This is a genomic window from Phenylobacterium hankyongense (genome assembly GCF_003254505.1).
Taxonomy (GTDB): domain Bacteria; phylum Pseudomonadota; class Alphaproteobacteria; order Caulobacterales; family Caulobacteraceae; genus Phenylobacterium; species Phenylobacterium hankyongense.
Window position 1 is genome coordinate 2,730,960 of the sequence record NZ_QFYP01000001.1, and the last position, 25,048, is coordinate 2,756,007.

General features: G+C 70.3%; 19 protein-coding genes. 10 read left to right on the plus strand and 9 right to left on the minus strand.

What is annotated here, in order from left to right:
- Positions 1-31: 31 nt before the first annotated feature.
- A complete protein-coding gene (locus tag DJ021_RS13135; RefSeq protein WP_111457979.1) occupies positions 32-1,234 on the plus strand; it encodes a DUF1688 family protein in 1,203 nt (400 codons plus the stop codon).
- Between the two features lie 8 nt (positions 1,235-1,242).
- Positions 1,243-1,872, plus strand: a complete 630-nt coding sequence (gene upp / locus DJ021_RS13140) for a uracil phosphoribosyltransferase (RefSeq protein ID WP_111457980.1) — start codon at positions 1,243-1,245, stop codon at positions 1,870-1,872.
- 16 nt (positions 1,873-1,888) lie between these two features.
- On the opposite strand, the gene DJ021_RS13145 is transcribed toward upp, so the two are convergent.
- Together DJ021_RS13145 and DJ021_RS13150 are read right to left on the minus strand one after the other, a co-directional pair.
- Positions 1,889-2,533, minus strand: coding sequence for a TetR/AcrR family transcriptional regulator (locus DJ021_RS13145; protein ID WP_111457981.1), 645 nt, complete (start codon positions 2,531-2,533; stop codon positions 1,889-1,891).
- A 31-nt stretch (positions 2,534-2,564) separates the two neighbouring features.
- On the minus strand, positions 2,565-3,800 hold the full coding sequence (locus tag DJ021_RS13150) for an MFS transporter (protein WP_243626004.1): 1,236 nt from the start codon (positions 3,798-3,800) through the stop codon (positions 2,565-2,567).
- A gap of 26 nt (positions 3,801-3,826) precedes the next feature.
- Between DJ021_RS13150 and DJ021_RS13155 the strand changes: the two genes are divergently transcribed.
- The 3 genes from DJ021_RS13155 to DJ021_RS13165 are packed head-to-tail and all read left to right on the plus strand — an operon-like array spanning position 3,827 to position 6,914.
- Complete coding sequence (locus tag DJ021_RS13155) at positions 3,827-5,095, plus strand: aminotransferase class III-fold pyridoxal phosphate-dependent enzyme (protein ID WP_207801839.1); 1,269 nt, start codon at positions 3,827-3,829, stop codon at positions 5,093-5,095.
- On the plus strand, positions 5,092-5,925 hold the full coding sequence (locus tag DJ021_RS13160; RefSeq protein ID WP_111457982.1) for a transketolase: 834 nt from the start codon (positions 5,092-5,094) through the stop codon (positions 5,923-5,925). The genes DJ021_RS13155 and DJ021_RS13160 overlap by 4 nt, the downstream gene beginning before the upstream one ends.
- Positions 5,922-6,914, plus strand: a complete 993-nt coding sequence (locus tag DJ021_RS13165) for a transketolase family protein (protein WP_111457983.1) — start codon at positions 5,922-5,924, stop codon at positions 6,912-6,914. Before DJ021_RS13160 ends, DJ021_RS13165 begins: the two co-directional genes overlap by 4 nt.
- On the opposite strand, the gene DJ021_RS13170 is transcribed toward DJ021_RS13165, so the two are convergent.
- On the minus strand, positions 6,911-7,699 hold the full coding sequence (locus DJ021_RS13170; RefSeq protein ID WP_165837211.1) for a dienelactone hydrolase family protein: 789 nt from the start codon (positions 7,697-7,699) through the stop codon (positions 6,911-6,913). The two genes, DJ021_RS13165 and DJ021_RS13170, sit on opposite strands and share 4 nt — an antisense overlap.
- 55 nt (positions 7,700-7,754) lie before the next feature.
- Between DJ021_RS13170 and DJ021_RS13175 the strand changes: the two genes are divergently transcribed.
- Positions 7,755-8,714 (plus strand): ornithine cyclodeaminase family protein, encoded by a 960-nt coding sequence (locus DJ021_RS13175; protein ID WP_111457985.1) that lies wholly within the window; start codon positions 7,755-7,757, stop codon positions 8,712-8,714.
- Positions 8,715-8,782: 68 nt separating this feature from the next.
- Here the strand turns inward: DJ021_RS13175 and DJ021_RS13180 are convergent, their stop codons facing one another.
- From DJ021_RS13180 to DJ021_RS13195, 4 genes are all read right to left on the minus strand, one after another.
- Positions 8,783-10,270, minus strand: a complete 1,488-nt coding sequence (locus DJ021_RS13180; protein WP_111457986.1) for an amidohydrolase — start codon at positions 10,268-10,270, stop codon at positions 8,783-8,785.
- A gap of 166 nt (positions 10,271-10,436) precedes the next feature.
- On the minus strand, positions 10,437-13,229 hold the full coding sequence (locus DJ021_RS13185; protein ID WP_111457987.1) for a M14 family metallopeptidase: 2,793 nt from the start codon (positions 13,227-13,229) through the stop codon (positions 10,437-10,439).
- Between the two features lie 84 nt (positions 13,230-13,313).
- Positions 13,314-14,294, minus strand: coding sequence for a FecR family protein (locus DJ021_RS13190; RefSeq protein WP_243626006.1), 981 nt, complete (start codon positions 14,292-14,294; stop codon positions 13,314-13,316).
- Positions 14,281-14,793 (minus strand): RNA polymerase sigma factor, encoded by a 513-nt coding sequence (locus DJ021_RS13195; RefSeq protein WP_243626009.1) that lies wholly within the window; start codon positions 14,791-14,793, stop codon positions 14,281-14,283. Before DJ021_RS13195 ends, DJ021_RS13190 begins: the two co-directional genes overlap by 14 nt.
- Before the next feature lie 307 nt (positions 14,794-15,100).
- On the opposite strand from DJ021_RS13195, the gene DJ021_RS13200 reads away from it, so the two are divergent.
- From DJ021_RS13200 to DJ021_RS13215, 4 genes are all read left to right on the plus strand, one after another.
- Positions 15,101-17,617, plus strand: a complete 2,517-nt coding sequence (locus DJ021_RS13200; protein ID WP_111457989.1) for a TonB-dependent receptor — start codon at positions 15,101-15,103, stop codon at positions 17,615-17,617.
- A 92-nt stretch (positions 17,618-17,709) separates the two neighbouring features.
- On the plus strand, positions 17,710-20,040 hold the full coding sequence (locus DJ021_RS13205) for a TonB-dependent receptor (RefSeq protein WP_111457990.1): 2,331 nt from the start codon (positions 17,710-17,712) through the stop codon (positions 20,038-20,040).
- 143 nt (positions 20,041-20,183) lie between these two features.
- Positions 20,184-20,648, plus strand: a complete 465-nt coding sequence (locus DJ021_RS13210; RefSeq protein WP_111459100.1) for a GFA family protein — start codon at positions 20,184-20,186, stop codon at positions 20,646-20,648.
- Positions 20,649-20,682: 34 nt separating this feature from the next.
- Positions 20,683-21,234 (plus strand): hypothetical protein, encoded by a 552-nt coding sequence (locus DJ021_RS13215; protein WP_243626011.1) that lies wholly within the window; start codon positions 20,683-20,685, stop codon positions 21,232-21,234.
- Between the two features lie 3 nt (positions 21,235-21,237).
- Here the strand turns inward: DJ021_RS13215 and DJ021_RS13220 are convergent, their stop codons facing one another.
- Complete coding sequence (locus DJ021_RS13220; RefSeq protein ID WP_111457991.1) at positions 21,238-22,767, minus strand: N,N-dimethylformamidase beta subunit family domain-containing protein; 1,530 nt, start codon at positions 22,765-22,767, stop codon at positions 21,238-21,240.
- 26 nt (positions 22,768-22,793) lie between these two features.
- Positions 22,794-25,028: a TonB-dependent receptor gene (locus DJ021_RS13225; RefSeq protein ID WP_111457992.1), complete on the minus strand. Its 2,235-nt coding sequence runs from the start codon at positions 25,026-25,028 to the stop codon at positions 22,794-22,796.
- Positions 25,029-25,048: the final 20 nt, after the last annotated feature.

Here is a 25,048-nt window from a genome sequence, read left to right on the forward strand (position 1 = left end):
CGGACTGAACGAAAAAAGCCTGGGTCCCCGCTTGCGCGGGGATGACCGGGACAGGGTCGCGGCGCGCGGCCTGCTGTCGTCCGCCGCAGTGCGCGAGCGGGCGCAGGAGCTGCTGGCGATCGCGCTGGCCGGCGGCCTCAGCGACTGGCGGGTGGATCTCGACCGCCTGGCCCTCGCCGCCGACCTCACCGCCGAGGTGGTGCGGGCCAGCTATCCGGACCTGAAGGTCCCGTTCCACGCCCGCTGGCGGCACTTCGTGGTGGAGGGGCGCGACCTCTGGGCGGAGGGGCTGGCGGCGCGGGGCTGGGCGGGCAGGGCCGAGGCCGGCCGGGCCGCCTTCGACCTGGTGATCCCCTCGGTGCTGCTGGACGCCGGGGCCGGGGCGGCCTGGCGCTATCGGGATGCGGCGACCGGCGCGGTGCTGGGGCGCTCCGAGGGCCTGGGGGTCGCCTCCCTGCGGCTGTTCGAGTCCGGGGCGCTGTCGTCCGATCCCGCCGATCCGCTGCGGGCCGACGCGCTCGACCGGGTGGACGCAGCCCTGCTGGCCAGGGCGTTCCAGGTCAGCGAGGACAATCCGCTGGTCGGTCTCGACGGCCGCGCGGCCCTGCTGCGCCGGCTGGGCGAGGCGGTGGGCCGGCCGGGGACGCTGTTCGACGTGATGGCGGGCCGGGCGCGGGGCGGACGGCTGCCCGCGCCGGTGATCCTGGAGGTGCTGCTCGACGCGCTGGGGCCGATCTGGCCGGGGCGGCTGGAGCTGGGCGGCGTGGCGCTCGGCGACTGCTGGCGCCATCCGGCGCTGCGCCGCGACGACGCCACCGACGGGCTCGTGCCGCTGCACAAGCTGTCCCAGTGGATGTCTTATTCTCTGATCGAGCCGCTGGAAGCGGCGGGGGTAGAGGTCCACGACATCGACGGGCTGACCGGCCTGGCGGAGTACCGCAACGGCGGCCTCTTCGTGGACACCGGCGTGCTGGTGCTGGGCGATCCGCAGGACGCCGGCCGCGCCCACCCCGTGGACGGGCCGCTGGTGGTGGGCTGGCGGGCGCTGACGGTGGCGCTGCTCGATCGCCTCGCGCCGCTGGTGCGCGAACGGCTCGGCGTCAGGGCGGAAGACTTCCCGCTGGCCCGCGTGCTTGAAGGCGGGTCCTGGGCGGCCGGGCGCCGGATCGCGCGCGAACTGCGCGCCGACGGCGGGCCGCCGATCGCCGTCATCAGCGACGGCACGGTATTCTGAGGGGGAACATGAAGGGCGTCACGATCGTCGACCACCCGCTGGTGCAGCACAAGCTGACGCTGATGCGGAGGCAGGACACCTCCACCAAGAGCTTCCGGCAGCTGCTGAAGGAGATCGGCGGGTTGATCTGCTACGAGGTCACCCGCGACCTGCCGCTCGAGACGGTGCAGATCGAGACGCCGCTGACGACCATGTCGGCGCCGACGCTGGCCGGCAAGAAGCTGGTGTTCGCCGCCATCCTGCGCTCGGGCATGGGCATGCTGGACGGGATGCTGGAGCTGGTCCCGGCCGCGCGTGTGGCCCACGTGGGCCTCTATCGCGACCCGGCGACGCTGGCCTGCGTGGAGTACTACTTCAAGGCGCCCGCGGACCTCTCCGAGCGGACGGTGATCGTGGTCGATCCGATGCTGGCCACCGGCAACACCGCCATCGCCGCGGTGGACCGGCTGAAGGAGGCCGGCGCGCGGTCGATCCGCATGGCCTGCCTGCTGGCCTCGCCCGAGGGGCTGTCCAAGTTCCAGGGCCACCACCCGGGCATCCCGGTGTGGACGGCGGCAGTGGACGAGCGGCTGAACGACCACGGCTATATCCTCCCGGGCTTGGGGGACGCGGGCGACCGGATGTACGGGACCAAATAGGCCGCGCGTCAGGCCCTCAGAGCAGCAGCGACTGGCTGAGCAGCTGCGCGGCGTCGCGGAACAAGTCGTCGCGGGGAATGCGATCTTCCTCGTTCAGCATCTCGTCGACCGCGAAGCCGAGCTCGACCGAGAGCCGCAGGCGCCGCCAGAGCACCTCGCGCGGCATGTTCGGGAGCAGCGGGGCGTAGACCTCGACCATGCGGTCGGTGACCAGGCGGTGGGATTCGATGCGGACGTGGGCGAGCTGCGGCACGGCGCGCAGGGCGCGCAGGGTCCAGACCGCGCCCGGTTCGGCGTCGGTCACCCGGGCGGTGGCCCGCAGCAGCTCCTCGACGGCGGCGCCCAGCGCCACCAGCCCGCCGGGCGCATGGCGGTCCAGCCACTCGAACAGCACCGCGTTCTGGCGATCCATCAGCCGGCGGCCCAGGGCCTCCAGCACGGCGTACTTGTCGGCGAAGTAGCGATAGAGCGCCGGCGGCGTCATGCCGGCCCGCGCGCAGATCTGGTTGGTGGAGATCCGCTCCACGCCCACCTCGGCCAGCAACTCGCCGGCCACGTCGAGCAGCCGCTCGTAGGTCTGCACCGCACGGTCCTGGCGCGGCGGCGCGCGGCGGGCGGCGGAGGGGGCCAGGGTTAGCTTTTGGGAAGATCTCGTCGCCATGTGCTTCCGAAGCACGGAAAAGTCCGCCCGGTCAAACCGTTACGTGCTGGCGCGCGGGACGCAGGTGCAGGCCGGTGACGACCAACATGCCGAGCACCAGGCAGACCGCCCCGAACACCACCGCGCCGCGGGCGTCGGTGTCGCTGACCAGCAGCGACGCCATCAGCGGGCCGAGGCTGCCGCCCAGCAGCTGGGCGCCGCCGAGCAGGACCGCCGCGCGGCGACTGGGGTCGGCCTCGATGACCATCGGCACCAGGAACGGCATCAGGAACAGCCACACGAACCCGAAGGCGGCCGAGGCGGCGAGGAACACCGGCGCCCCCGGCAGGCTGGCGAACAGCGCCAGCAGCGCGAGGTCGATGACGGTGCAGGCCAGCAGCGTCCAGAACCACTTCAGCCGGCCGGCCAGGACCGTGGCGGCCGCCCCGCCCATGACCTGGAAGGCGAGCGACAGGGACACCGCCGTGCCGACCACCGCGGGGGCGTGCCCGGCCTGTTTCGACAGCGGCTCGGCATAGACCCAGACGCCGACGATGAAGGCCAGGAACAGGAAGCAGGCGCCGAGCGCGACGAAGCCGCGCAGGGGCGGCAGGCCGCCCGGCGCGTCGGCCGCCGCCAGCGGCGCATAGCGGGCCGGACTGGCCAGGGCCGCGAGGCCGGCGAGGGCGCTGAGGGCGGCCAGCGCCACCCAGCCGCCGTTCACCCCGTGCTTCGCCACCACGAAGGCGGTGAGCGCCGCGGCCAGGCCGAACTGCGCCAGGGTCTGAACAGTGAGGAAGACGCCGGACCAGCGCTCCGGCCGCGGCGCGCGGGCGATCATGCCGAGGATCAGCCACATCATCACGCCGCTGGGCACGCCGGCGGCGGCGCGCATCACGGTCACCGCCTCGCCGGACACCCGCACGGTGAGCAGGTCGATGGCCGCCAGGGCCAGGCCGGCGACGAGGCCGATCCAGCGCAGCCGCTCGGGCTTCAGCCAGGCGCCGGCGAGACCGGCCGCCAGCCCCATGGTCAGCAGCTCGGCGGTGGCGGCGTGACCGAGTTGGCTGGGGGTCAGCCGGCCCTCCTGCTCGAGGCCGCCGAGCAGCTGCGGCTGCAGGCCGGCGATCAGCACCGCCACGACGCCGACGAACATGACGGCGGCGCTCTGCAGCTGCGAGGGGGGCTCGCCGATCCAGGCGATGGAGCTCTTCGGCGTGGCGTGCAGTGGAACCTCCCCGAGATCACGTCCTCGCCAGTTGAATACCGGACCGGTTGTGCTAGTCAAAACTATCTTTTTGACGGAGGCGGCTCGTGGTCAGGCGCAACAGCAAGGACGCGGAGCTGCGCGAACGCGCAGCCAAGGTCATTCCGGGCGGGATGTACGGCCACCAGTCGACGGGGCTGCTGCCCGACGACTACCCGCAGTTCTTCTCGCGCGGCCAGGGCGCGCGGCTGTGGGACGTCGACGGCAACGAGCTGCTGGACTTCATGTGCGCCTACGGGCCGAACCTGTTCGGCTACGGCGACGCGCAGATCGACCGGGCCTATATCGACCAGCTGGCGATCGGCGACACCCTGACCGGACCCACCGGCCTGATCGTCGAGCTGGCCGAGCAGTTCACCGCCATGGTCCGGCACGCCGACTGGGCGATCTTCTGCAAGAACGGCACCGACGCCACCTCGATGGCGCTGGTCACCGCGCGCGCCCACACGAAGAAGAAGACCGTCATCCTGGCCAAGGGCGCCTATCACGGCGCCGCGCCCTGGTGCACGCCCAGGCCCACCGGCACGACCGCCGAGGACAAGGCGCACCAGGTGTTCTGCGCCTACAACGACATCGCCAGCCTCGACGCCGCGGCGGCCGCGGCGGGCGACGACCTGGCCGCCATCTTCGCGGCGCCGATGAAGCACGACGCCTTCGTCGACCAGGCGCTGCCGGACCCGGCCTACGCTCGCCGGGCGCGGGAGATCTGCGATCGCACCGGCGCGCTGCTGGTGGTGGACGACGTGCGCGGCGGCCTGCGGCTGGCCCGCGATTGCAGCTGGTCGCTGGTCGGCGTCGAGCCCGACCTCTCCACCTGGGGCAAGTGCATCGCCAACGGCCACCCGCTGTCGGCCCTGCTGGGCTCGGACAAGGCGCGCGCCGCCGCGGCCTCGATCTATGTGACCGGCTCCTACTGGTTCCAGGCCGCCCCGATGGCGGCGGCGCTGGTGACGCTGAAGCGGGTGCGGGAGACCGATTACCTGGAGCGGATCCAGGGCGTCGGCCAGCGGCTGCGCGACGGGCTGGCCGAGCGGGCGACGGCGGCGGGCTTCGGCCTGCGGCAGACGGGGCCGGTGACCATGCCGCTGTTCCTGTTCGATGAGGACCCGGATCTCCGCAAGGGCTTCTTCTGGTCGAGCGAGATGCTGAAGCGCCGGGTCTACGTGCACCCGTGGCACAACATGTTCATGTGCGCGGCGATGACGCTGGCCGACATCGACCAGGCGCTGGAGGCCGCCGAGGCGTCGTTCGCGGCGCTGAAGACCCAGGCCGGCTCGCTGGGGCCGGTCGACAAGCTCGCCTTCCTCGCCGCATGACCCGCAACACCTATTCCGTCCCCGAGCTGGAAGCCCGCGCCCGCGTGCTGCGCCGGCACGTGGTCCGCCTCGTCGAGAAGGTGAAGATCGGCTACCTGCAGCAGGGCCTGGGCGCCGCGGACATCTTCGCGGCGCTCTACTTCGGGGAGCTGCGCCTGCGGGAAAACGATCCCGATTGGCCGGGGCGCGACCGCTGCATCCTCTCGACCGCCCACAACACCGCGGTGTTCTACGCGACGCTGGTGGAACGCGGCCTGCTGCCGCCGGCGCTGCTGGACAGCTACACCGACGACGGCTCGGCGCTGGAGGTGAACGCCTCCGAGCGGGTGGGCGCGCTGGTGGAGGCGACCTGCGGCTCGCTGGGGCAGGGGCTCTCGGTGGCCGTCGGCATGGCGCTGAGCGTGCGCCGCCAGAAGCTCGACAGCCGCGTCTACGTGATCCTCGGCGACGGCGAGCTGCAGGAGGGGCAGGTCTGGGAGGCGGCGCTGGCGGCGGCCGGCCACGACCTCGACAACCTCTGCATGATCATCGACCGCAACTGCATGCAGGTGGAGGGCCACACCGACAAGGTGGTGCGCATGGACCCGGTGGGCGCCAAGTTCGCCGCCTTCGGCTGGCACGCGGTGGATATCGACGGCAACGACATGGGCCAGCTGACCGCCGCCCTCGACGCGGCGCGCGGCACCCGCGGCAAGCCCACCCTGATCGTCGCCAACACCCTGGCCGGCTCCGGCGTGCCGTTCCTGGAGGGCCAGTTGGCCCACCTCGCGCGGCTGACCCCCGAAGACGCCGCCCGGGCGATGGCCATCCTCGACGAGGTCCCGGCATGAGCGACGCGCCCGAAGTCAGCATCGGCGGGTTCAAGGACGCCCGGCGCTACGGCCGCGAGACGCTGAGCGCGCGCTCCTACGGCAAGGCGCTGCTGGCCGCCGCCCAGGCCGACCCGCGCATCGTCGTGCTGGGCGCCGACCTCACCCAGCCGACCGAGACCTACCTGATCCGCGACCAGATGCCGGACCGGTTCTTCATGCTGGGCATCCAGGAAGCCAACATGGTGGGCGTCGCCGGCGGCATGGCGCGCGCCGGCGACATCCCCTTCGCGCACAGCTTCTGCGTGTTCATCACCCGGCGGGTCTACGACCAGGTGGCGATGCAGGCGGCCTATCCGAAGCTGCCGGTGAAGCTGGTGGGGTTCATCCCGGGCCTGGCGACCGAGCTCGGCGTCTCGCACCAGGCCATCGACGACGTCGCGCTGATGCGGGCGCTGCCGAACATGGCGGTGATCGAGCCCTCGGGTCCCGAGCAGATCGGCGCGGCGGTGGCGGCGGCCCTGGACTATGACGGACCGGTCTACCTGCGGCTCGCCATCGCCCGCGCCAGGCCGGACGAGAGCGCGCCGTTGCAGCCGCTGGAGCTCGGAAAGGGGCTGGTGCTGCGCGAGGGCGCGGACGTCGCGATCCTGGCGTCTGGCATGATGGTCGCCGAGGCGCTGGGCGCGGCGGACCTGCTGCAGGCCCAGGGCCTCTCCGCCACGGTCGCCAACATGGCCAGCCTGAAGCCCTTCGACCACGCCCTGACGGAAAGGCTGGCGCGCGCGCACCCGGTGATGGTGACCGCGGAGAACCACTCCATCGTCGGCGGCCTGGGCTCGGTCGCGGCCGAGACCCTGGCCCTGGCCGGAGTCGCCACCCGCTTCGGCATGGTCGGCGTGCAGGACGTGTTCGCCGAGGGCGGGACCACGCCCTACCTGATGGACAAGTACGGCCTCACCGCGCGCCACATCGCCGACAAGGCGCTGGCGCTTCGCCGCCGGGCCTAGGCGCCGAGCGTCTCGGAGAAGAAGCCGACGGCAGCCTCGCGCGCGGCCTTCGCGGCCTGCGGGTGAAACGCCATGCGCACCGGCCCGCCCTTGCCCTTGTGGGCGAACGGATCGTTGATGGTCTGCTCCGGAAGATCGCGATCGAAACCGTGACCCGCGCCCGCGTGCGTGATCCCGCGGATGAGACTGCGGCTGGTCGGCGGCAGGCGCGAGAGTAGCTGATCCAGGCCATCGGGATCATCGTAGGCGTCGGCGTCTCCGGTCTGGATTAGGACCGGCGCGCCGGTGAGATTCGCCAGCGACAGGCCGGGCGCCACCTCGTAGGCCCAGCACACCGGATAGAGCGCGACGTGGGCGGCGAACCCGGGCTCTGCGCCTGAGGCCGGCTGCGCCTCGGCGGTTGCGGCCAGCAGGGTGACCACCCCGCCCCAGGAGAAGCCCATCACGCCGATGCGGCTCGGATCGACCTCCGGCTGCGCGGCGAGGAAGGCCCGGGCGGCGAAGGCGTCGGGCAGCGTCTCGACGGGGCTGCGCGGCCGGGCGGCCGCGCCCCTGAGGGCGCCACGCGCCGCCCACATGTCGATCTCGAGCGTGGCGATGCCCGCGGCGTTCAAGGCCTCGGCATGGAACTGCCCGCGACCGTCCACCCCGTCGGACCCATGGCAGATCACCACGCCCGGCGTGGGCGCGGCGTCTTCGGTGGTGATGGTGTTCAGGCGGCCGGCGACGACGAGCGACGGGGTGGCGGCGGTCGGGAAGGAGACGTAGGAGGTGCGCACAGACATGGATCGAAATTCGCCGGGCTCTGGCGGCAGGTCAATGCGAAGCTCGGGAGGGGGCATGCAGCTGATCGATGGCGACGAGGTGCGGGCGCGGCTGACCTATGCCCGCTGCATCCCGCTGGTCCGCGACGCCATGATCGCCCTGTCGCGCGGTGAGACGCGCCAACTGCTCCGCGCGATCCTGCCGCTTGGGGACGGCCATTTGTTCGGGATCATGCCGGGCGCACTTCCTGGCGCTATGGGCGGTCGCGGCGTGTTCGGCGCCAAGCTGGTCAGCGTGTTCCCCGACAATTTCGCCAAGGGCCGGCCGTCGCATCAGGGCGTCATCGTGCTGTTCGAAAGTGAGGGCGGCGCGCCCGTCTGCGTCGTCGACGCCGGCGAGGTCACGGCGATCCGCACGGCCGCAGCCAGCGCGGTCGCCACCCATGCGCTCGCGCGGCCCGACGCCGCGCGCCTGGCCATCCTTGGCTACGGGGAACAGGCGGCGACGCACGCCCGGGCGATCTCAGCGGTGCGTCCGCTCGACGCGATCGCCGTCTGGGGCAGATCCTACGAACGCGCCCAGGCGTTTGCGGCCCGGATGGAAGCGGAGTTGGGAATCCCCGCCCACGCCAGCGTCGAACCCCGGATCGCTGTCGGCGAGGCTGACATCGTCTGCACGGTGACCAACGCCAGCGAGCCCATCCTGCTGGGCGGCTGGGTGCGCCCGGGGACACATGTGAATCTCGTGGGATCGAGCTTCGCCGGACCGGCGGAGGCCGATGAAGAGCTCGTCGTGCGCTCCCGGTTCATCGCCGATCATCGCGACGGCGTGCTCGCGCAAGGGGCGGAGTTCCTTCGCGCCAAGGCCGCGGGGCTGGTGGATGACGACCACGTGGCGGGCGAGATCGGCCAGGTGCTGAACGGGACGCTTCCGGGCCGGCAATCGTCCGGCCAGATCACCGTCTACAAATCCCTGGGACACGTGGTCCAGGATCTGGCGGCCGCGACGGCGCTCTACGAAGGTGCGCCTTCATAGCGCACCCTGCGGTATCCGCGGCCGGCCCCGCGCAGGGCCGGCCGCGGTCGCTGCAAGCTTGCGGGGGGCTATTGGCCGCCCGCGCCGGACTTGCGGTAGTCCAGCGCCGGCGGCCGGTCGCCGAGCATGGCCTTGTAGGTGAAGTTCGGGCCACGGCGGGTGTCGAGCTCGGCCTTGGCCTTCTTGATCACGTCGGGGTTGGCGAACAGGTCAGCACCGGTGAGCGCCAGGGTCTTGGCCGCGTTGACCGCGCCCTTGATCCCGATGCTGGAGCCGGCGGCGGCGACGTTCTGCCAGCTGTGGCCGGCCGAGCCGGGCACGAAGGTGGCGGTGCTCAGGCCCACCGTCGGGGTCGTCCAGCTGATGTCGGAGACGTCGGTGGAACCGCCGCCGCCCTCCATTTCGACCTTGTACGGCACGACCGACTTCACGCTGTCGACCGAGGGCTGCTGGCCCGGCATGGACTCCTGCAGCTTCTTGCCGAAGGCGACCTCTTCCGGGGTCCAGCTGATGCCGCCCACGCGGCGCAGGTTCGCGTCCATCACCCGGCCGAGCGTGTCGTTCGGCAACAGGGCGTAGACGCCGCCGGTGATCTCCATGTCCACCGTCGTGCCGGTGGCCAGCGCCGCGCCGTCGGCCGCCTTGTGCACGCGGTCCCAGACGTCGCGGACCACCGCCGGATCGGGGTGGCGGACGTAGTAATAGACCTCGGCGAAGTCGGGGACGACGTTGGGGGCGCCGCCGCCGCTGGTGATCACGTAGTGGATGCGGGTCTTGTCCGGGGTGTGCTCGCGCAGGAAGTTGGTGGCGACGTCCATGACCTCGACGCCGTCGAGCGCCGAGCGGCCCTTCTCCGGCGCGCCCGCGGCGTGCGAGGAGCGGCCGTGGAAGCGGAACTTGCCGCTGATGTTGGCCATCGAGACGCCCTGGACGGCGGTGTTCTCATTGCCCGGGTGCCAGTGGAGGGCGGCGTCCACGTCGTTGAACAGGCCGGCGCGCACCAGATAGACCTTGCCCGAACCGCCTTCTTCGGCCGGCGAGCCATAGAGCCGCAGCTCGCCCTTCACGTTGTTCTTGACCATCCACTCCTTGATGGCGACCGCGGCGCCCACCGAGGCCGCGCCGAACAGGTTGTGGCCGCAGCCGTGGCCGGCGATCTGGCCGGCGATCGGGGTCTTCACCGGGGAGGCGGTCTGCGCCAGGCCGGGCAGGGCGTCGAACTCGGCCAGGATCGCGACCACCGGACCCGGGCCGTTCTTGAAGCTGCCGATGAAGGCGGTGGGCATGCCGGCGACGCCGGACTTCACGTCGAAGCCGGCGGCCTTGAGCTGCTGCTGCAGGACGGCGCTGCTCTTGACCTCCTGGTAGCCGACCTCGGCGAAACCCCAGATCTTCAGGGCGGCGTCGGAGATCTGCGGCGCGTCCGCATCGACGTTCTTCAGGATCTGGCCGCGGTCGGCGTCGGACAGCGGCTTGGCGGCCGCCTGGCTGACGACCGCGAGGCTTACGGTGACGGCGGCCGACATCAGGGCCAGGCGGAAATTGGACTTCTTCATAGGCGCGATCACCCCCCAGGGTCGTTTGTTGCGCGGAGCGCCTAGCGCGCCCCCTAGATGTGAGACGTGCGCGCCGCGCCGGCCCTCAGCGCCGCGCCTGAACAAAAAATGGCGGGCCGCCCGGTTTGGACGACCCGCCAAGGCCTTGGGGATATGAGGTGCGGCGTTAGCGCGCCGGCTGGCCCGCCACGGCGGGGCCGTAGAACAGGGCGTTGAACAGGAACTTGAAGGTGCCATGCGGCTGGGCGCGCATGTTCACCTCAGGACCCATCAGGAACAGCTTGCCCTTGCCGACGCTGGCGTCGACGACCGCGGCGCTGCCGTCCAGGTGCTCCTGGCCCCAAGCCCAGCCGCTGTGCAGCGGATGCTTGCCGGAGAACCAGGCGACCGGTTTCATGCCGGAGCCGTCGGCGACCTTGAAGGTCGGGCTGCGGTCGAAGAACATGTCCACGGTCGTGGGGACGCCGAAGGCCAAGGGGTCGGTGTTGTCGACCTTGGCCGTCAGCAGCGAGCCCGGGATGTAGAACTGGGTCCGGGGCAGGGCCTGGGCCTTGCCGTCCTTGATCTCCGCCGGGGACCGCTCGATCGGCAGCTTCATGAAGTTGGCGAGCGACGTCGAGCTGCCGATGGCCACCACGGAGCCGCCCTGGCGGACGAACTTCTCCACCTGCGGCAGGGTCTTCTCCTGGGTGATGTTCCCCAGCCAGCTGCGGAACTGGGCGGGGACCTCCTCAGGCTTGGGCTGCTTGGCGCCGAAGCCGCCGCGGAACATGCCGCCGCCGAACGCCGCTTCCTCGGGGATGGCCGCGTCCGGGAAGATCAGCACGTCGAAGTCCTTGTTGAGGTCGCCCTTGTCGAGGCGCTGGGCGCGCACGACGGTGTAGGGCGTCTCGAACTGCTCCAGCGTCCATTGGGTCCAGCCGGTGGTCTGCAGGCCGCCGTAGACGTCCACCACGCCGACGCGCACGGGCTTCAGCTTGAGGGTGTCCGCCTTGGGGGCGGCGTCTGCGGCGTAGACATCGACGCCCAGCGACTTCGAGCCGGCTTCCAGGATGGCCCGCGACTGGGCCGAGGCCGGGACCCAGATGGCGCCAGGCGCCAGCGTCTTGCCGGCGACGGCGGTGGGGGTCTTCACCCAGTACACCGGCTGCTTCGCCTTCAGGAGGCGGTTGGTGAGGATGGTGGCGTCGTTGATCTCGTGGCTGATCAGGAAGCCCGCCTTGCCCTGGCCGATGATCTTGCCGGCCGGGGGTGCGGTGACGTCGGCCAGCCGTTCGAAGGGACCGTCGAAGCCATCGAGGACGCGGTCGAACTTGATCCCCATCTGGTAGGCCAGGGTGTAGCCGGCCGCGTCATAGGGCGCGATCGGCGGGCCGCCCGGATAGGCGAAGTCGTTCGGGTGATCCTGCGGCTCGAACATGTCCATGACGTGCGGCCGGTAGGCCTGGGCGGTCTTCACCACGTAGGAGCCGGCCGGATAGGTCTTGCCGGCGACGGTGAAGGCGGTCTTGGCGCGGTCGACCTTCACGCCCGCCTTGATCAGGGCGTTGACGAACTTCGTCGCCGTCGGGAAGTCGGCCTGGTCGGCGGTGATGATATAGCCGCGCGGATCGCGATGGGTCGGGTCGTGCAGGATGCTCTCATAGAGCGCCGGGTCGAGGGTCTTTTCGCCCTTGAACGCGGTGCCGGCCGCCGACAGCGCGGCGGGCGTGGAGGTCTTGCCGGCCGCCTTCAGCGCGTCGATCCGATCGCCGGTGACGGTCCAGTTGTCCTCGTTGCCGCGGGCGATGGAGTTGGCGCCCATCCGGTAGATGTTGAACAGCAGCCGCTCGCGGTTGCTGGCGGCGTAGTTGAGCACCGCGCGGTTCATCGACAGCGAGTAGTCGATCGACTGCTTCAGGTGCCAGATCTGCGGCTTGACCGGCAGCGGCAGGTCGTTGCGGGGCAGCTGGTTGTCAGCCACCAGCGGCAGCTGCATCGGCGTCGGGTGGCCGATGATCTCGGTCAGGATGCCGATCGAGTTGTGGAAGTAGGCGACCGTCCGCTCCATGCCGTTGTTCCAGGTGGAGTAGTTCGCGGCTGAGCGCATTCCCGAGCCGCCCTTGCCCTCGGAGACCAGCCGGCTGTGCATGGTCGCGCCGACCTCGCTGAGTTCGGTCATGATCAACGGGTCGTAGTTGTAGTTGAAGGGGTCCCGGAACGGCGGGATGAACACCACCGCGCCCAGCGGGCCGGTCTGGTGGTGGTTGTAGATGATCTGCGGGTACCATTCCCGGAAGAAGATCTTGTTGAGGTTCGTCGTCTCCTTCTGGGAGACCATGTAGGAGTCGCGGTTGTTATCGTGGCCGACGTACTTCTGGTAGATCACCGGCAGGGTGTCGAATTCACGCTTCAGCGGGTCGGCGTTGCGCATGTACCAGTTGGCCAGCAGGTCCTGGCCGTCGGGATTGGCCTGGCCGAACAGGATGACGACGTTGTCGAGGATCTTCCTGGCCTCGGCGTCGTTGCTGCTCAGCATGTCGTAGACGCCGGCCATCAGCGCCTGGGCGTGCTCGACTTCGCTGGCGTGCATGCCGCCGTCGATCCAGATCACCGCCTTGCCTTCCGCCGCCAGGGCGTGCGCCTGGTCGTCGGTCAGGCCTTCGGCGTTGGCCAGCCGCGCGGCGATCTGCTTGTAGCGGTCAAGCTTGGCGAGGTTCTGCGGCGAGGAGACGATCATCATGTACTGGCGGCGACCTTCGCTGGTCTCGCCGATGTCGACCATCTTCGCGCGGTCGCTCTGGGACGCGAGCGTCTTCCAGTAGCTGACCAGCTGGCTGTAGTTGGCGAGGAAATAGTCTTCGCCGATGTCGTGGCCGAGGGCCTCGCGCGGGGTGGTCAGGTGGGCCGCCGGCGTCTGGGCGAACGCAGGCTGGCTCAACACCGCGAACGCCGTCGCGGCCAAAAGGACTCGTTTCATGTGCGCCCCCTCCAAAAAGGACTTTGGCGGGAGTTGCTCTCACGCCACGTCGTATGACGCAGTGCGGAGCGGAAACCTCAGCAGTCAGGGGCGGACGAGCGCGACTTCGCGATCGGTGGGGCCGGAGACCCGCGCCAGGCCATAGCCCTGCAGGGCCCGGGCGAAGGCGTCGACCTCGCCGGTGCGGAAGACGCCGCTGATCGGCGTGCGCGCCAGCGCCGGGTCGGCGATCCGCAGCTTGCGCGCGGAAAAGCGGTTCATTTCCGCGACCACCGCAGAAAGCGGCTGGCCGTCGAACACCAACTGGCCGCGCAGCCAGCTGGCCGCCTGGGCGGTGTCGACCTCGCTCACCTGCCAGTTGGTCTGGGCGTCGGCGACGAGCTGTGAGCCGGCGGTCATCTCAACCGTCCGCTCGCCGTGCGGGGTAGGGCCCACGATCCGCACCCGGCCCTCGACCAAGGTGACGGCCAGCCGCTCGCTGTCGACGCGGACGTCGAAGGCGGTGCCCACCGCGGTGACGCGGTCCTGGCCGGCCGAGACGATGAACGGCCGCCTGGCGTCCTTGGCGACCTGGAAATAGGCCTGGCCGCGGGCCAGTCGCACCGGTCGTTCACGCCCCCAGCCGCCGACCTCGACCTTGGAGTCGGTGTTGAGGGTGATGATCGAGCCGTCGGCCAGCCGATAGCTCGCCCGCTGGCCGACCGCGGTGGTGAAGGTCTGGGCTGGGCTGGCCCCGGGCCGCGCCGCGGGCGAGAGCCGGAACCAGCCGCCAAGCGCGCCGCCCATCAGGACGACCGCGGCGCTCGCCGCGACCGCGCGCCGCAGCCACGGCTGATCGATCAGGCGCGGCCGTGCGGTCTGCATCGCCAGGTGCGCCTCGCGGCGCAGGGCGGCCACGGCGGGATCGTCCTCCACCAGCGCGAATCCCGCCCACAGCCGCTGGACGCGCGCCCAGGCCTCGCGATTGGCGGCGCTTTGCGCGAGCCAGGCGTCCAGGCCCCGGCGATCGGCCGACCCGCCCTGCAGCTTCGCGAGCCAGGCTGCCGCCGCGCTATCGGGGTCCACGCTGCTGTCGTTCGTCGGCCTGCTCGACGTCATCTGCGTCCCGTAGGCGATCGCTCATATGGCGCATCGCCTTCATTACATGTTTCTCGACCGCGCTGACCGAGATCCCGAACCGACCGGCCACGAGTTTGTAGCTCATCGACTCAAACCGGACGAGGGCGAACACCTGCCGCGTCCGGTCCGGAAGCTCATTCAGCGCGGCGATGGCGAGCGCCATCTCCTCACGCCCCTGTAGGACGCGCTCAGGCGAGATATCATCAACGGGGTGATGAAATTCAGTCAGCTCGCAGTGGTCGGACCGCCGGCGGGTGCGGTTGCGGCGGGCCCGGTCGATCAGGACATTGGCGGCGACTTCAAAGAGATAGCCTTCGACGTTCTGCACCACGAGGTCGGGTTTGCGCTTCTGGATCCGCAGCAGGACCTCTTGCACGAGGTCCTCCGCATCGTCCGCCGGCGCACGCCGCGAGAAAAAGCTGCGCAGCGCCGTGGCGTAGGCCACGCCGAACTCCGTCAGCTCGGCGGCGTTCGCCGCCCGCTCTGGTGACCCCCCGATACGCCTCACTCAAATCGCCCCACTCGAATTTGACGGAAGAGTGACAGGGATTGCGGTAGGCAAGTCAACCAGGACGACACGCGGCAAAGCCGCCGACTCGACTTCGCGACACTTTGCCTGGCCTGAAGGCATGACATCGCCGCTGTGCTGTGCGACCGACGTCGCGTGGGACTCGCCTGTCAATTTTACGGCAGGATCGCGGGCAATGAGCGGGGTGTAAGCCGTCGTGCGGTGGGGGTCGTGGGGGTGGTCGTTGGGGCAAGGCGCGCCGTTCGCCTGGCTCGCCGCCGGCTTGCTGGCCGCCGTGCCTCACGCCGCGCAGGCCGAGGTCCGGCCCGTCGCCTTCGACATCGCGCCGCAGCCGCTCGGCGCCGCGCTCAATCAGCTGGCCATACAGAGCAATCGCCAGATCCTGTTTTCATCGCTCCTGACGGCGGGCCGCCGCAGCATCGGGTTGCGGGGCCTCTATTCCCCGGAAGAGGCCTTGAGCCGCCTGCTCGCGGGCACGGACCTCACCGTTCGACAGGAGGGAGCGAGCTTTCTCGTCAAGCAGGACTCCCAGAGAGGGGAGGAGCGCGCGACCGCCAAGCCGGCGGATTCGCCCGCCGCCGTCGACGAAGTGATCGTGACCGCGCTCAAGCGGGAATCGCTCGCCCAGGACACGCCGATCAGCATGACCGTGGTCGACGGGGAGCTGCTGAAGGCCCGCGGCAGCGTCGATCTGGAGCACGCGTCCACCTACCTGCCCGGGCTGCGGCTCACCTGGTCGTCGTTCGGGCGCCGGCTGGTCCTGCGCGGCGTCTATGCGGCCGGGGAGGCGACCACCGGCCTCTACTATGACGAGACGCCGGTCACCGGCCCGGTCGGGACCACCGCCGATCCCGGGGTGATGTCCCCGGAGCTGCTGCTGGTGGACGTCAAGCGGATCGAGCTGCTGCGCGGGCCGCAGGGCACGCTCTATGGCGCGGGATCGATGGGCGGCACGTTGCGCATCCTGTTCAACCGGCCGGACCTGTCCAAGCCTTCCGGCCAGCTCAGCGCCAGCGCCGCCGGCGCCTGGGGCGGCGGTACGGCGGGCGGCCTGGTGGCGGTCGCCAACCAGCCCCTGGTCAAGGATCGACTGGCGATCCGGCTCGTGGCCTACGACTACGGGGCGCCCGGCGCCGTCGACAACCTGGCCCTGGGGCTGAAGAACGTCGACGAGTCCCGCGTCCAAGGGGTGCGGGCGGCTCTGTTGTGGGCGCCGGACGAACGGCTGGAGGCGCAGCTGTCGGGCGCGATCCAGCACACGCACGTCGACGACATCTCGTCCTGGCAGGAGGACGTCGGCGCCTGGCGCACGTCGCACGCGGTCCGCGCGCCCTTCGACGGGGACATCGGCCTCCTCAACGCCACCGTGCGCTGGGCGACGGCGGGCGCGACGCTGACGGCCACGTCTTCCTGGTACCGCTGGCGGCTGGTCCGCCGCAACGACTACTCGGGGGTGCTGCGCGGCCAGCGGACCAACGCCCAGGGCTGCAGCCGCTACTTCGGCCTGGACGCCGCGCCCTGCGGGCCCGACCAGGCGGCCGGCTACACGGCCTACGTCGACGCGCTCTACCCCGCGGCCCTGGTGCAGCCGGTGTCCCTGACCTCCTGGATCAACGAGGTGAGGGCGGCCTCGAACGGGCCGGGTCCTTTCAACTGGACGCTGGGCGCCTACAGCGAGCGCCGGCGCGACAACGTCGACAGCGAGGTGGTGCAGGCCGACCCGCTGACCGGAACGGCCTACGAACCGGTGCGCTTCATCGGCCAGCGCAGCATCGAAAACCAGTTCGACCAGACCGCGGTCTTCGGCGAGGCCTCGTGGGAGGCCCGGCCCGGAACGGTGTTCACCGCCGGGGGCCGCAGCTACCGCTACCACAAGCGCGACCGGGGCGAGGTCCAGGTCCCCAACGTGGTCTCCGGCACCTGGCTGGACTACCAGGCGGACGACTCCACCCACCAGAGTGGCTGGGACCTGAAATTCCTGGCGAGCCAGCGCCTGGGGCCGGGCGCGCTGACCTATATCCAGGCCTCGCAGGGGTTCCGGCCCGGCGGCGTCAACATCGTCCCGGGCCTGCCCGATGCGCTCGCCACCTACCGTTCCGACAGCCTGTGGAACTATGAGGCGGGCCTGAAGTCGGAGTGGTTCGGCCGTCGGCTGCTCGCCAACCTGGCGGTCTACCGGATCGACTGGCGCGACATGCAGTACAGCGCCCTGACCCGCAACGGAGCGTTCACGTTCCTCACCAACATCGGCGCCAGCCGCATCGACGGCGCGGAGATGGAGCTGATCGCGCGGCCGCGGCCGGCGTGGACGGTCTCGACCAGTCTCACCTATACCGACGCGCACCTCACCGCCGACCAGCTCAGCAACACCGCCATCGGGCTCGGCCAGACCGGGGACCGCCTGCCGATGATCCCGCAGTTCGAGGGCGCAGCCTCGGTGGAACGGACCTGGTGGCTGGCGCAGGACGCCCAGGTGGTCGTGCGCCTCGATGCGGCGGCGTCCAGCACCGCCTGGTCCACGTTCAACCATGGCGGCCCCGACGACCTCAAGCTGGGGGGCTACGCCGTATTCGGCTCGAGCGTCAGTTTGTCCCGCGGGGGCTGGAGCGTCAGCCTTGCGGTGGACAACCTGCTGAACCGCGCCGGCAGGAACCAGGCCCTGCCCAGCACCGCCGGTCCCGTGGAGGTGTTCGGCCTGCGGCCGCGTACGGCGCGACTGACGCTGGATCGGCGCTTCTAGCAGATTTTTCGCTCCGTCCGCTGAGGGCCGGGGCCGGGCTTGCGTCTAACCCCCCAATGCCGGCTGCGATCCGGCGATCGAAGGGGGTACTAATGGTCATCCAATTTCCGGGTCTGAAGGCGTGCGCCTTCGCCGCCACAGCCTTGACCGCACTGGCCGGCGGCCAGGCGTATGCTCAGAGCGCCGCCGCGCCGGTCGCGGCCGCCGCGCCGAACCAGATCGAGGAAGTGGTGGTCACCGCGCTGAAGCGCTCCACCACCGTCCAGTCCACGCCGATCGCCATCAGCGCCGTCACCGGCCAGTCCATCGAGAAGATGGGGGCCTCGAGCATCCAGGACTACTACCGCACCGTCCCCAACCTGCAGGTCGACGGCAACTCGCCGACCTCGCGCCGCCTGACGCTGCGCGGCGTGCGCGCCGCGGGCGAGGCGACCGTCGGCCTCTATTATGACGAGACGCCGCTGACCGGCCCGGCCGGCACCACCCAGGACGCCAGCTCCACCACCGCCGACATCAACCTGTTCGACATCGAGCGGGTCGAGATCCTGCGCGGGCCGCAGGGCACCCTCTACGGCTCCGGCTCGATGGGCGGCACGCTGCGGGTGATCTTCGCCAAGCCGAACAGCCACAAGTATGAGGGCGCCGTCGAAGGCCAGGCCACCAACACCGAGGACGGCGGCCCGGGCTATTCCGTGAAGGGCATGGTCAACGTGCCGATCATCGAGGACAAGCTCGCCGCGCGCCTGGTGATCTACAAGGCCGAGCAGTCCGGCTACGTCGACAACATCTATCTCGGCCGCAAGGACATCAACGACCAGCACTCGTCCGGCGGACGGCTGATCGTCGGCTTCACGCCCACCGACGACCTCACCCTGACGGCCACCGCGGTGTTCCAGAAGACCCTGCTGGACGGCCAGAACTCCTGGTACCCCGCCCTGGGGGCCAAGGACTACTCGACCGCCGCCAAGGTCATCGCGCCGACCAGCGACAACCTGACGATGTACAACGTCACCGGCAAGTACGACATGCACTGGGCGACGTTCACCGGCACGGCCTCCTACTACAAGTGGACCCTGCTGCGGAACTCGGACTACAGCCCGACGCTGTCCGGCAGCCGGGCCAACGCCACGTCCTGCCGCAACTACATCGCCGGCGGCGCGCCGGCGTTCGGGGCCCCCGCCAACCCGGCCTGCACCCCCGCGCAGATGGCGCAGTACACCGCCTATGCCGACAGCCGCATCCCCAGCGCGCTCTACCAGCCGATGGGCCTGACCTCGTGGAACTACGAGGCCCGGCTGAGCGGCCAGGCGCTCGACGACAAGGTCGACTGGACCGCGGGCGCCTACTACGAGGACCGCAACGACTACATCGAAAGCGAGGTCCCGCTCGCGGACAAGACGACCGGCCAGGTGATCCAGCCGCTCAACCTCGGCGCCTGGCGCCACGTGGGCACGGCCACCAAGCAGACCGCCTTCTTCGCCGAAGTGGCCTACAAGCCGATCTCGCCGCTGACGCTGACCGTCGGCGTGCGTGAGTTCAAGTACGACAAGACCGTCAACGGCGTGGTGCTGGTCTCGAACTTCATCACCCAATCCTACGTCGGTCCGCCCGCCTCGGTGGACGCCAGCGCCTCGGGCTGGGTCAGCAAGTTCAACGCCGCCTACCAGATCAATCCGGACATCATGGTCTACGCCATGGCGGCCAAGGGCTTCCGGCCCGGCGGCGCCAACAACGTCCCGGGCCTGGCCTCGGCGCTGCTGGCCTACCAGCCGGACAGCCTGTGGAACTATGAGGCCGGCGTGAAGAGCCAGTGGTTCGAGCGTCGACTGACCCTCAACGCCGCGGCCTACCAGATCGACTGGAGCAACCTGCAGATCACGGCCACGAGCGCCAATGGGGCGTTCAGCTACCTGACCAACGCCGGTCAGGCGCGCATCCGCGGCCTGGAACTCGAGGCGGTGGCGCGTCCCATGGACGGGCTGACGCTCAACGCCACGGCCGCCTTCGTGAACGCCGTGCTCACCACCGACCAGGCGAACTCGACGATCCTGATCACCGGCTCCACCGGCCTGGCGGGCGACGAGTTCCCGAACGTGCCGAAGTTCAGCGGCTCGGCCAGCGCGGAATACACCTGGCCGCTGACCGGGAACATCAACGGCCTGGTTCGCGCCGACTACGCCTACGTCGGCCAGAGCGCGTCGCAGTTCCGTCCGACCTACGTCTACTACGAGAAGCAGGGCGACTACGGCCTGGTCAACCTGCGCGGCGGCGTCGAAGGCGACGACTGGGGCGCGTACCTGTTCGTCAACAACGTCACCAACGAGGTCGGGCTGACGAGCGTCACGTCCTCGGTGAACAACCCCAAGCAGGTCATCAGCCTGACCCCGCGGACCGTCGGCGTCACCGTGCGTCGCCGCTTCTAGGCGAGGCGAACGCCGCCTTCAGGCGGGTTGCAACGAAGGAGGGATGGGCCTGGCCCGTCCCTCCTTTTTGCGTTTTTGAGGCTGCGCTTTCCAACCCGGGCGAAAGCGGGTTTGCTGACGGCGTGTCGACCAAGGAGCAGGCGATGGGCGAGCGGGCGTATCCATTGGACGGCGGGTGCCGCTGCGGCCAGGTGCGGATCCGCGTCAGCGCGCCGCCGATCCTGACGATGGCCTGCCATTGCACCGGCTGCCAGCGGATGACCGGCAGCGCCTTCTCGCTGGGCGCCGTGATCCCCAGCGACGCCTTTGAGGTCACCGCGGGCGAGCCGGTGGTGGGTGGGTTGCACAGCGCGACGCGCCACTTCTTCTGCCCGCACTGCATGAGTTGGATCTTCACCCGGCCCGAGGGGCTCGACGCGTTCGTGAACGTGCGTACGACGATGCTCGACCAAGCGGGCGGCCTCGCGACCCCGTTCATGGAGACCTACACCAGCGAGAAGCTGCCGTGGGTGACGACGCCGGCGGCGCACAGCTTCGAGAAATTCCCGCCGTTCGAGGCGTTCGAGGGCCTGGTCGCCGCCTACGCCGCACAGGCGCAGAGGCCGTAAGCTGAGGCGTCCGGCCGCCTTGTTGTTGTCGCGCTTGGCCGCCATTTTCCGGGGCATGCGCCGCGCCGCCTTCGCCTTCCTCGCCTGTCTCTGCGCCGCACCGGCGCTCGCCCAGAGCCTGCCGCCGGCCGAGGTCTCGCCGCTGACGGTCATGCCCCGGGGCGAGCGGCCGAAGGTCACCGCCACCTACCCGGCGGCCGGCCAGGCGGTCGCGCCGGGCGTGCTGGTGCTGAAGGTCACCTTCGACCAGAAGATGCTGGAGACCGGCTTCGACTTCGCGCCGGCGGCCGGCGGCGAGATGCCCCAGTGCCTGAAGACCCCGCGGCTGCTCGACGACGGCAAGACCTTCGTCCTGTTGTGCCGCACGCTCGGCGCAAAGAGCTACGCCCTGGCGTTCAACGCCAAGCCGGCCGGCGGCTTCGCCAGCCTGGCGGACACGCGGGCCCAGCCGGCGGGGCTCGCCTTCACCACCACCGACGGCGATCCGGTCACCGACCTGCAGGACGCGCTGAAGGCGGCGAGCCTGCGCGACGTCGACGTGCCGGTGCAGGACACCCCGGCCTTTCGCCACAGCGGCGGCTCCTGAGGCTCAGGCGGCGCCGAACCGCTTCAGGACGTTGCGGGTGATCCGGGTGACGAAGGGGTCGCCGGCGGCCAGGCCGTGGGCCCATTCCGTCGTGCCGGCGTTGAACACCTCGCCCGCGCCGCGCCGGAAGCTGGCCATCACCGCATGGCCGCGGGTGACGCGCGCCTGGGCGGCGGGACCGGCGTCGCCATAGGCGATCTTCGCCACCACATCGAGTTGTTCGGGCGGGATCAGCGGGCGGTAGCCGGTGTCCTCGGGCTCGGCGAAGGCGCAGGGCGCGAGGGCGATGATCTCGAGGTCGCGGGGCACGCCGAGGCGTGGGACCGGCGCCGGCAGGCCGTCCTCCCCGAAGGTCAGGGCGCAGCCGTCGTTCTCGTAGCCCAGCAGGGGCAGGGCGTCGCCGAACACGTCGCCGTAGAAGAGGTCCGCGCCCTCGAGCGCCCAGTGGTCGGCGCGATAGACCGTATAGCCGCCCTGGCCGCGGGCGGCGCACAGGCCCAGGCGATGGTAGCCGCCGAAGATGAAGCTGAGGCCGGTGATCTCCGCTTCCGGGGCTCCGAACATCGGATGCGACCACAGGTGCGTGCGCTCGGGGTCGGACACGTCCTCGGCGGTCTGGCCGCGCCATTTGTGGCAGACCATCGTCGGGCCGTCCCAGCGCACCTTCCAGAAGCCGGTGTTGCCGGAGAAGATCGCCAGCCGGCCGCCGCCGTCGACGAAGGCGTCCAGCGCCGCCCGCTCGGGCCCCGACCAGTATTCGCTGTGGCCGACCAGCAGCACCACGCCGTAGGGCTCCAGCGCGGCGGGATCGTCGTCCAGGTCGCGGTCGGTGAGATAGTCGAAGGCCAGGCCTTCCTCGCCCTCCGCCCAGGCGACGAAGGCGTGCTCCCACTTGTTCAGGAACCCGGCCGAGCCGTCATAGGGCGACTGGCCGTGCGCCCGTGACCAGGCCGGATCGGCGCCGGCCCAGGGCCGCTCCTCGAAGCCGCGCTTCCGCAGGTTCACCAGCCGCGGCATGTCGGCGGGCGCGCTGAGCAGCAGGGGCGGGAAGGGCCGGAGCGCCGAGAGCCGGCCGATGGCGCCGGCCATGGCCTCGGGCAGCGGCAGGCGGCGCGACATCAGCGCGTCCACGTCGCAGTAGGCGTTGGCGCCGCCGAAGTAGTTGTAGGCGTGCAGGGTGTTGGTGGCGAGCACCAGCACGGTGCGCGGTCCCGGCGCGCCGGCCCGGGCCTTCACGCAGACGAAGTGGTGGGCCGCCTCGCCCGCGGCGTCGGTCAGCACGAGGTCGTAGTAGCCGCTCCGCCAGTCGCCGACCTCGATCCCGGTGACCACGGGCCAGCCGCAGCCGTCGCGGTCGGCGTCGGGCGGGACGGGCAGGTCCTGCGTCTCGATCCCATCCAGGCGCAGCACGGTTTCCCGAACGGCGCCGATGCGCGCGATCTCCAGCCGGCAGGGACCGGTCGCCGAGGCGTGCAGGACGAACCGCTCGCCGGGCCGCACGCTCAGCCGGTCGGTGTAGCAGGCCGGAGGCATGCGTCCTCGTTACCGCGTCCCAGGTCCTAGTAGTTGTAGCGCAGATAGACGCCGTAGGTGCGCGGCTTGGCCATGCTGAACAGGTCGAAGCCCAGGCCCTCGATCGGGATGATGTCGCTGATGTTGGTCTCGTCGAAGATGTTGCGGCCCCAGACGCCGAACTCGTAGCGCTGGTCGGCGGTGAGCCAGCCGACGCGGGCGTTGACGAAGGTCCGGCTCCCGTCGGAGAGGCGGTCGAGGTTGCGGGTGTCGTAGAACACCTTGCTGCGATAGGTGGCGTCGGCCTCCACCCGCATCTTGCCGCCCATCATGTCCCACTCGTACTGCGCCAGGCCGTTGAGGCTGAACTTCGGGGCGTTGGGCAGGGTGTTGCCCGAGAAGTCGCCGGCGAGGGAACGGAAGTTGCGGTATTCGGCGCTGAGCGCCGAGGCGCCCAGCTGCAGGGTGAGGCCGGTGATCGGCGTGGCGGCCAGTTCGGCCTCTGCGCCGTAGATCCGCGCGCCCGAGGCGTTGGTGAAGATCTGCTCGGTGAGCGCCCCCACCAGGATCAGGTTGTAGACCTGCAAGTCTTTGTAATCGTAGTAGAAGGCCGACAGGTTGGCGCGCAGGCGGTGATCGAACCACTCGCTCTTGGCGCCGATCTCGAAGGCGTTGACCTTCTCGTCCCGATAGGGCGCGACCAGGGCCGGATCGGTGGCCTGGCCGCCGAAGAACCCGCCGCTCTTATAGCCGCGGTTGTAGGTGGCGTAGACGTTGGCGGTGTCGCTCAGCTGGTACTGCAGGCCGAGCTTGCCGGACAGCGAACCGAAGGTCTTCGAAGCGTCGACCGTGAAGAAGGTCACCGCCCCGAACTCGGCGTTGCTGGTGTAGTGGAAGGTCTTCTTGTCGTAGGAATAGCGCAGCCCGACGGTGCCGGTCAGGCGGTCTGTGAGCTTGTAGTCCACCTGGCCGAAGGCGGCGTAGCTGGTGGTGGACTGCTTGAAGGGCCAGCCGAAGACTCCGATGGAGTTGGCGAGGTCCGCCCCGCCCGGGTTCTCGGGCGTGGGGTCCCGCGCGAGCCGCAGGATGTCGTAGTAGGAATTGGTCCAGAGGTAGTCGCGCGCGGCGTAGACGCCCAGCACCCACTTGGCGCGGCCTTCGCCGTTGGACTGCAGGCGCAGTTCCTCGCTGCCGACCGACTGCCGCGCCAGGTAGTCGGCGGTGATCACGTCGTTGGGCCCGGCGTCGGTGTCCTCGACGTCGTTGCGGTGGGCGGTGTCGTAGCCGGTCACCGAGACCAGGCTGACGGCGCCCAGGTCCCAGGTGGCGGTCACCGCCGCGCCGAAGGTGCGGACCTTGTCCTTGCCCTGCAGGTGGTAGTCGCCCTGGTAGAGGTTGGAACTGGTGTTGGCGTAGCCGACCACGTCGGTGCACTGGCCGGAGGTGTAGAAGCCGGGCGCGCAGAAGCCGTCCGGACCGGTGGCGGCGGCGGTCTGCGGCAGGAGCGAGCGGTTGTAGGCCCAGATCGAGCCGCCCTGCGACTGGCCGTAGCGCACCTGGGCCAGCAGGCTGAAGTTCGGGCTCGGCGTGAACAGTAGCGAGCCGCGCGTGGTCCAGTGGTCCTGGTTGTTGCCGTGGTCGCCGGTCAGCCGGTTCAGCGTGTAGCCGTCGTCCCAGGTCCCCGTCGCGGCCAACCGGAAGGCCAGCACGTCCTTGATGATCGGGCCGCCGACGCCGCCCTCGACGTTGAGGGTGTTGTAGTTGCCGTATTCCACCGAGGCGTCGGCGGAATAGGTCTGGGTGGGCTTGCGGGTGATGACGTTGATCGCCCCGCCGGTGGTGTTGCGCCCGTAGAGGGTGCCCTGCGGTCCGCGCAGCACCTCGATCCGCTCCAGGTCGAAGAACTGCCCCATCTGGGCCAGCGGTGAGCCGATGTAGACCCCGTCCACATAGATGCCGACCGCGGTGGCGGTGTTCGGATTGAAGTCGTTCAACCCGACGCCGCGGATGAAGATCTTCGGGTTGGCGGCGTTGTCGTCGGTCTTGATCGACAGCGACGGCGACAGCCCGTTGAGGTCCAGGATGTTGTTGACGTGCTGGTCCTTCAGCTGCTGGGCGGACAGCGCGGTGATGGAGATCGGAACGTCCTGGACGTTCTCGGCCCGCTTCTGGGCGGTCACCACCAGTTCCGCGACGGTCGGGGGCACGTCGGCCGCCCAGGCCGCAGGCGCGCCCAGTATCAGTCCGCATAGGGCGCTGGCGCCCATCAATCCCGTCTTCATGGCACAGTCCCCGTCAACCA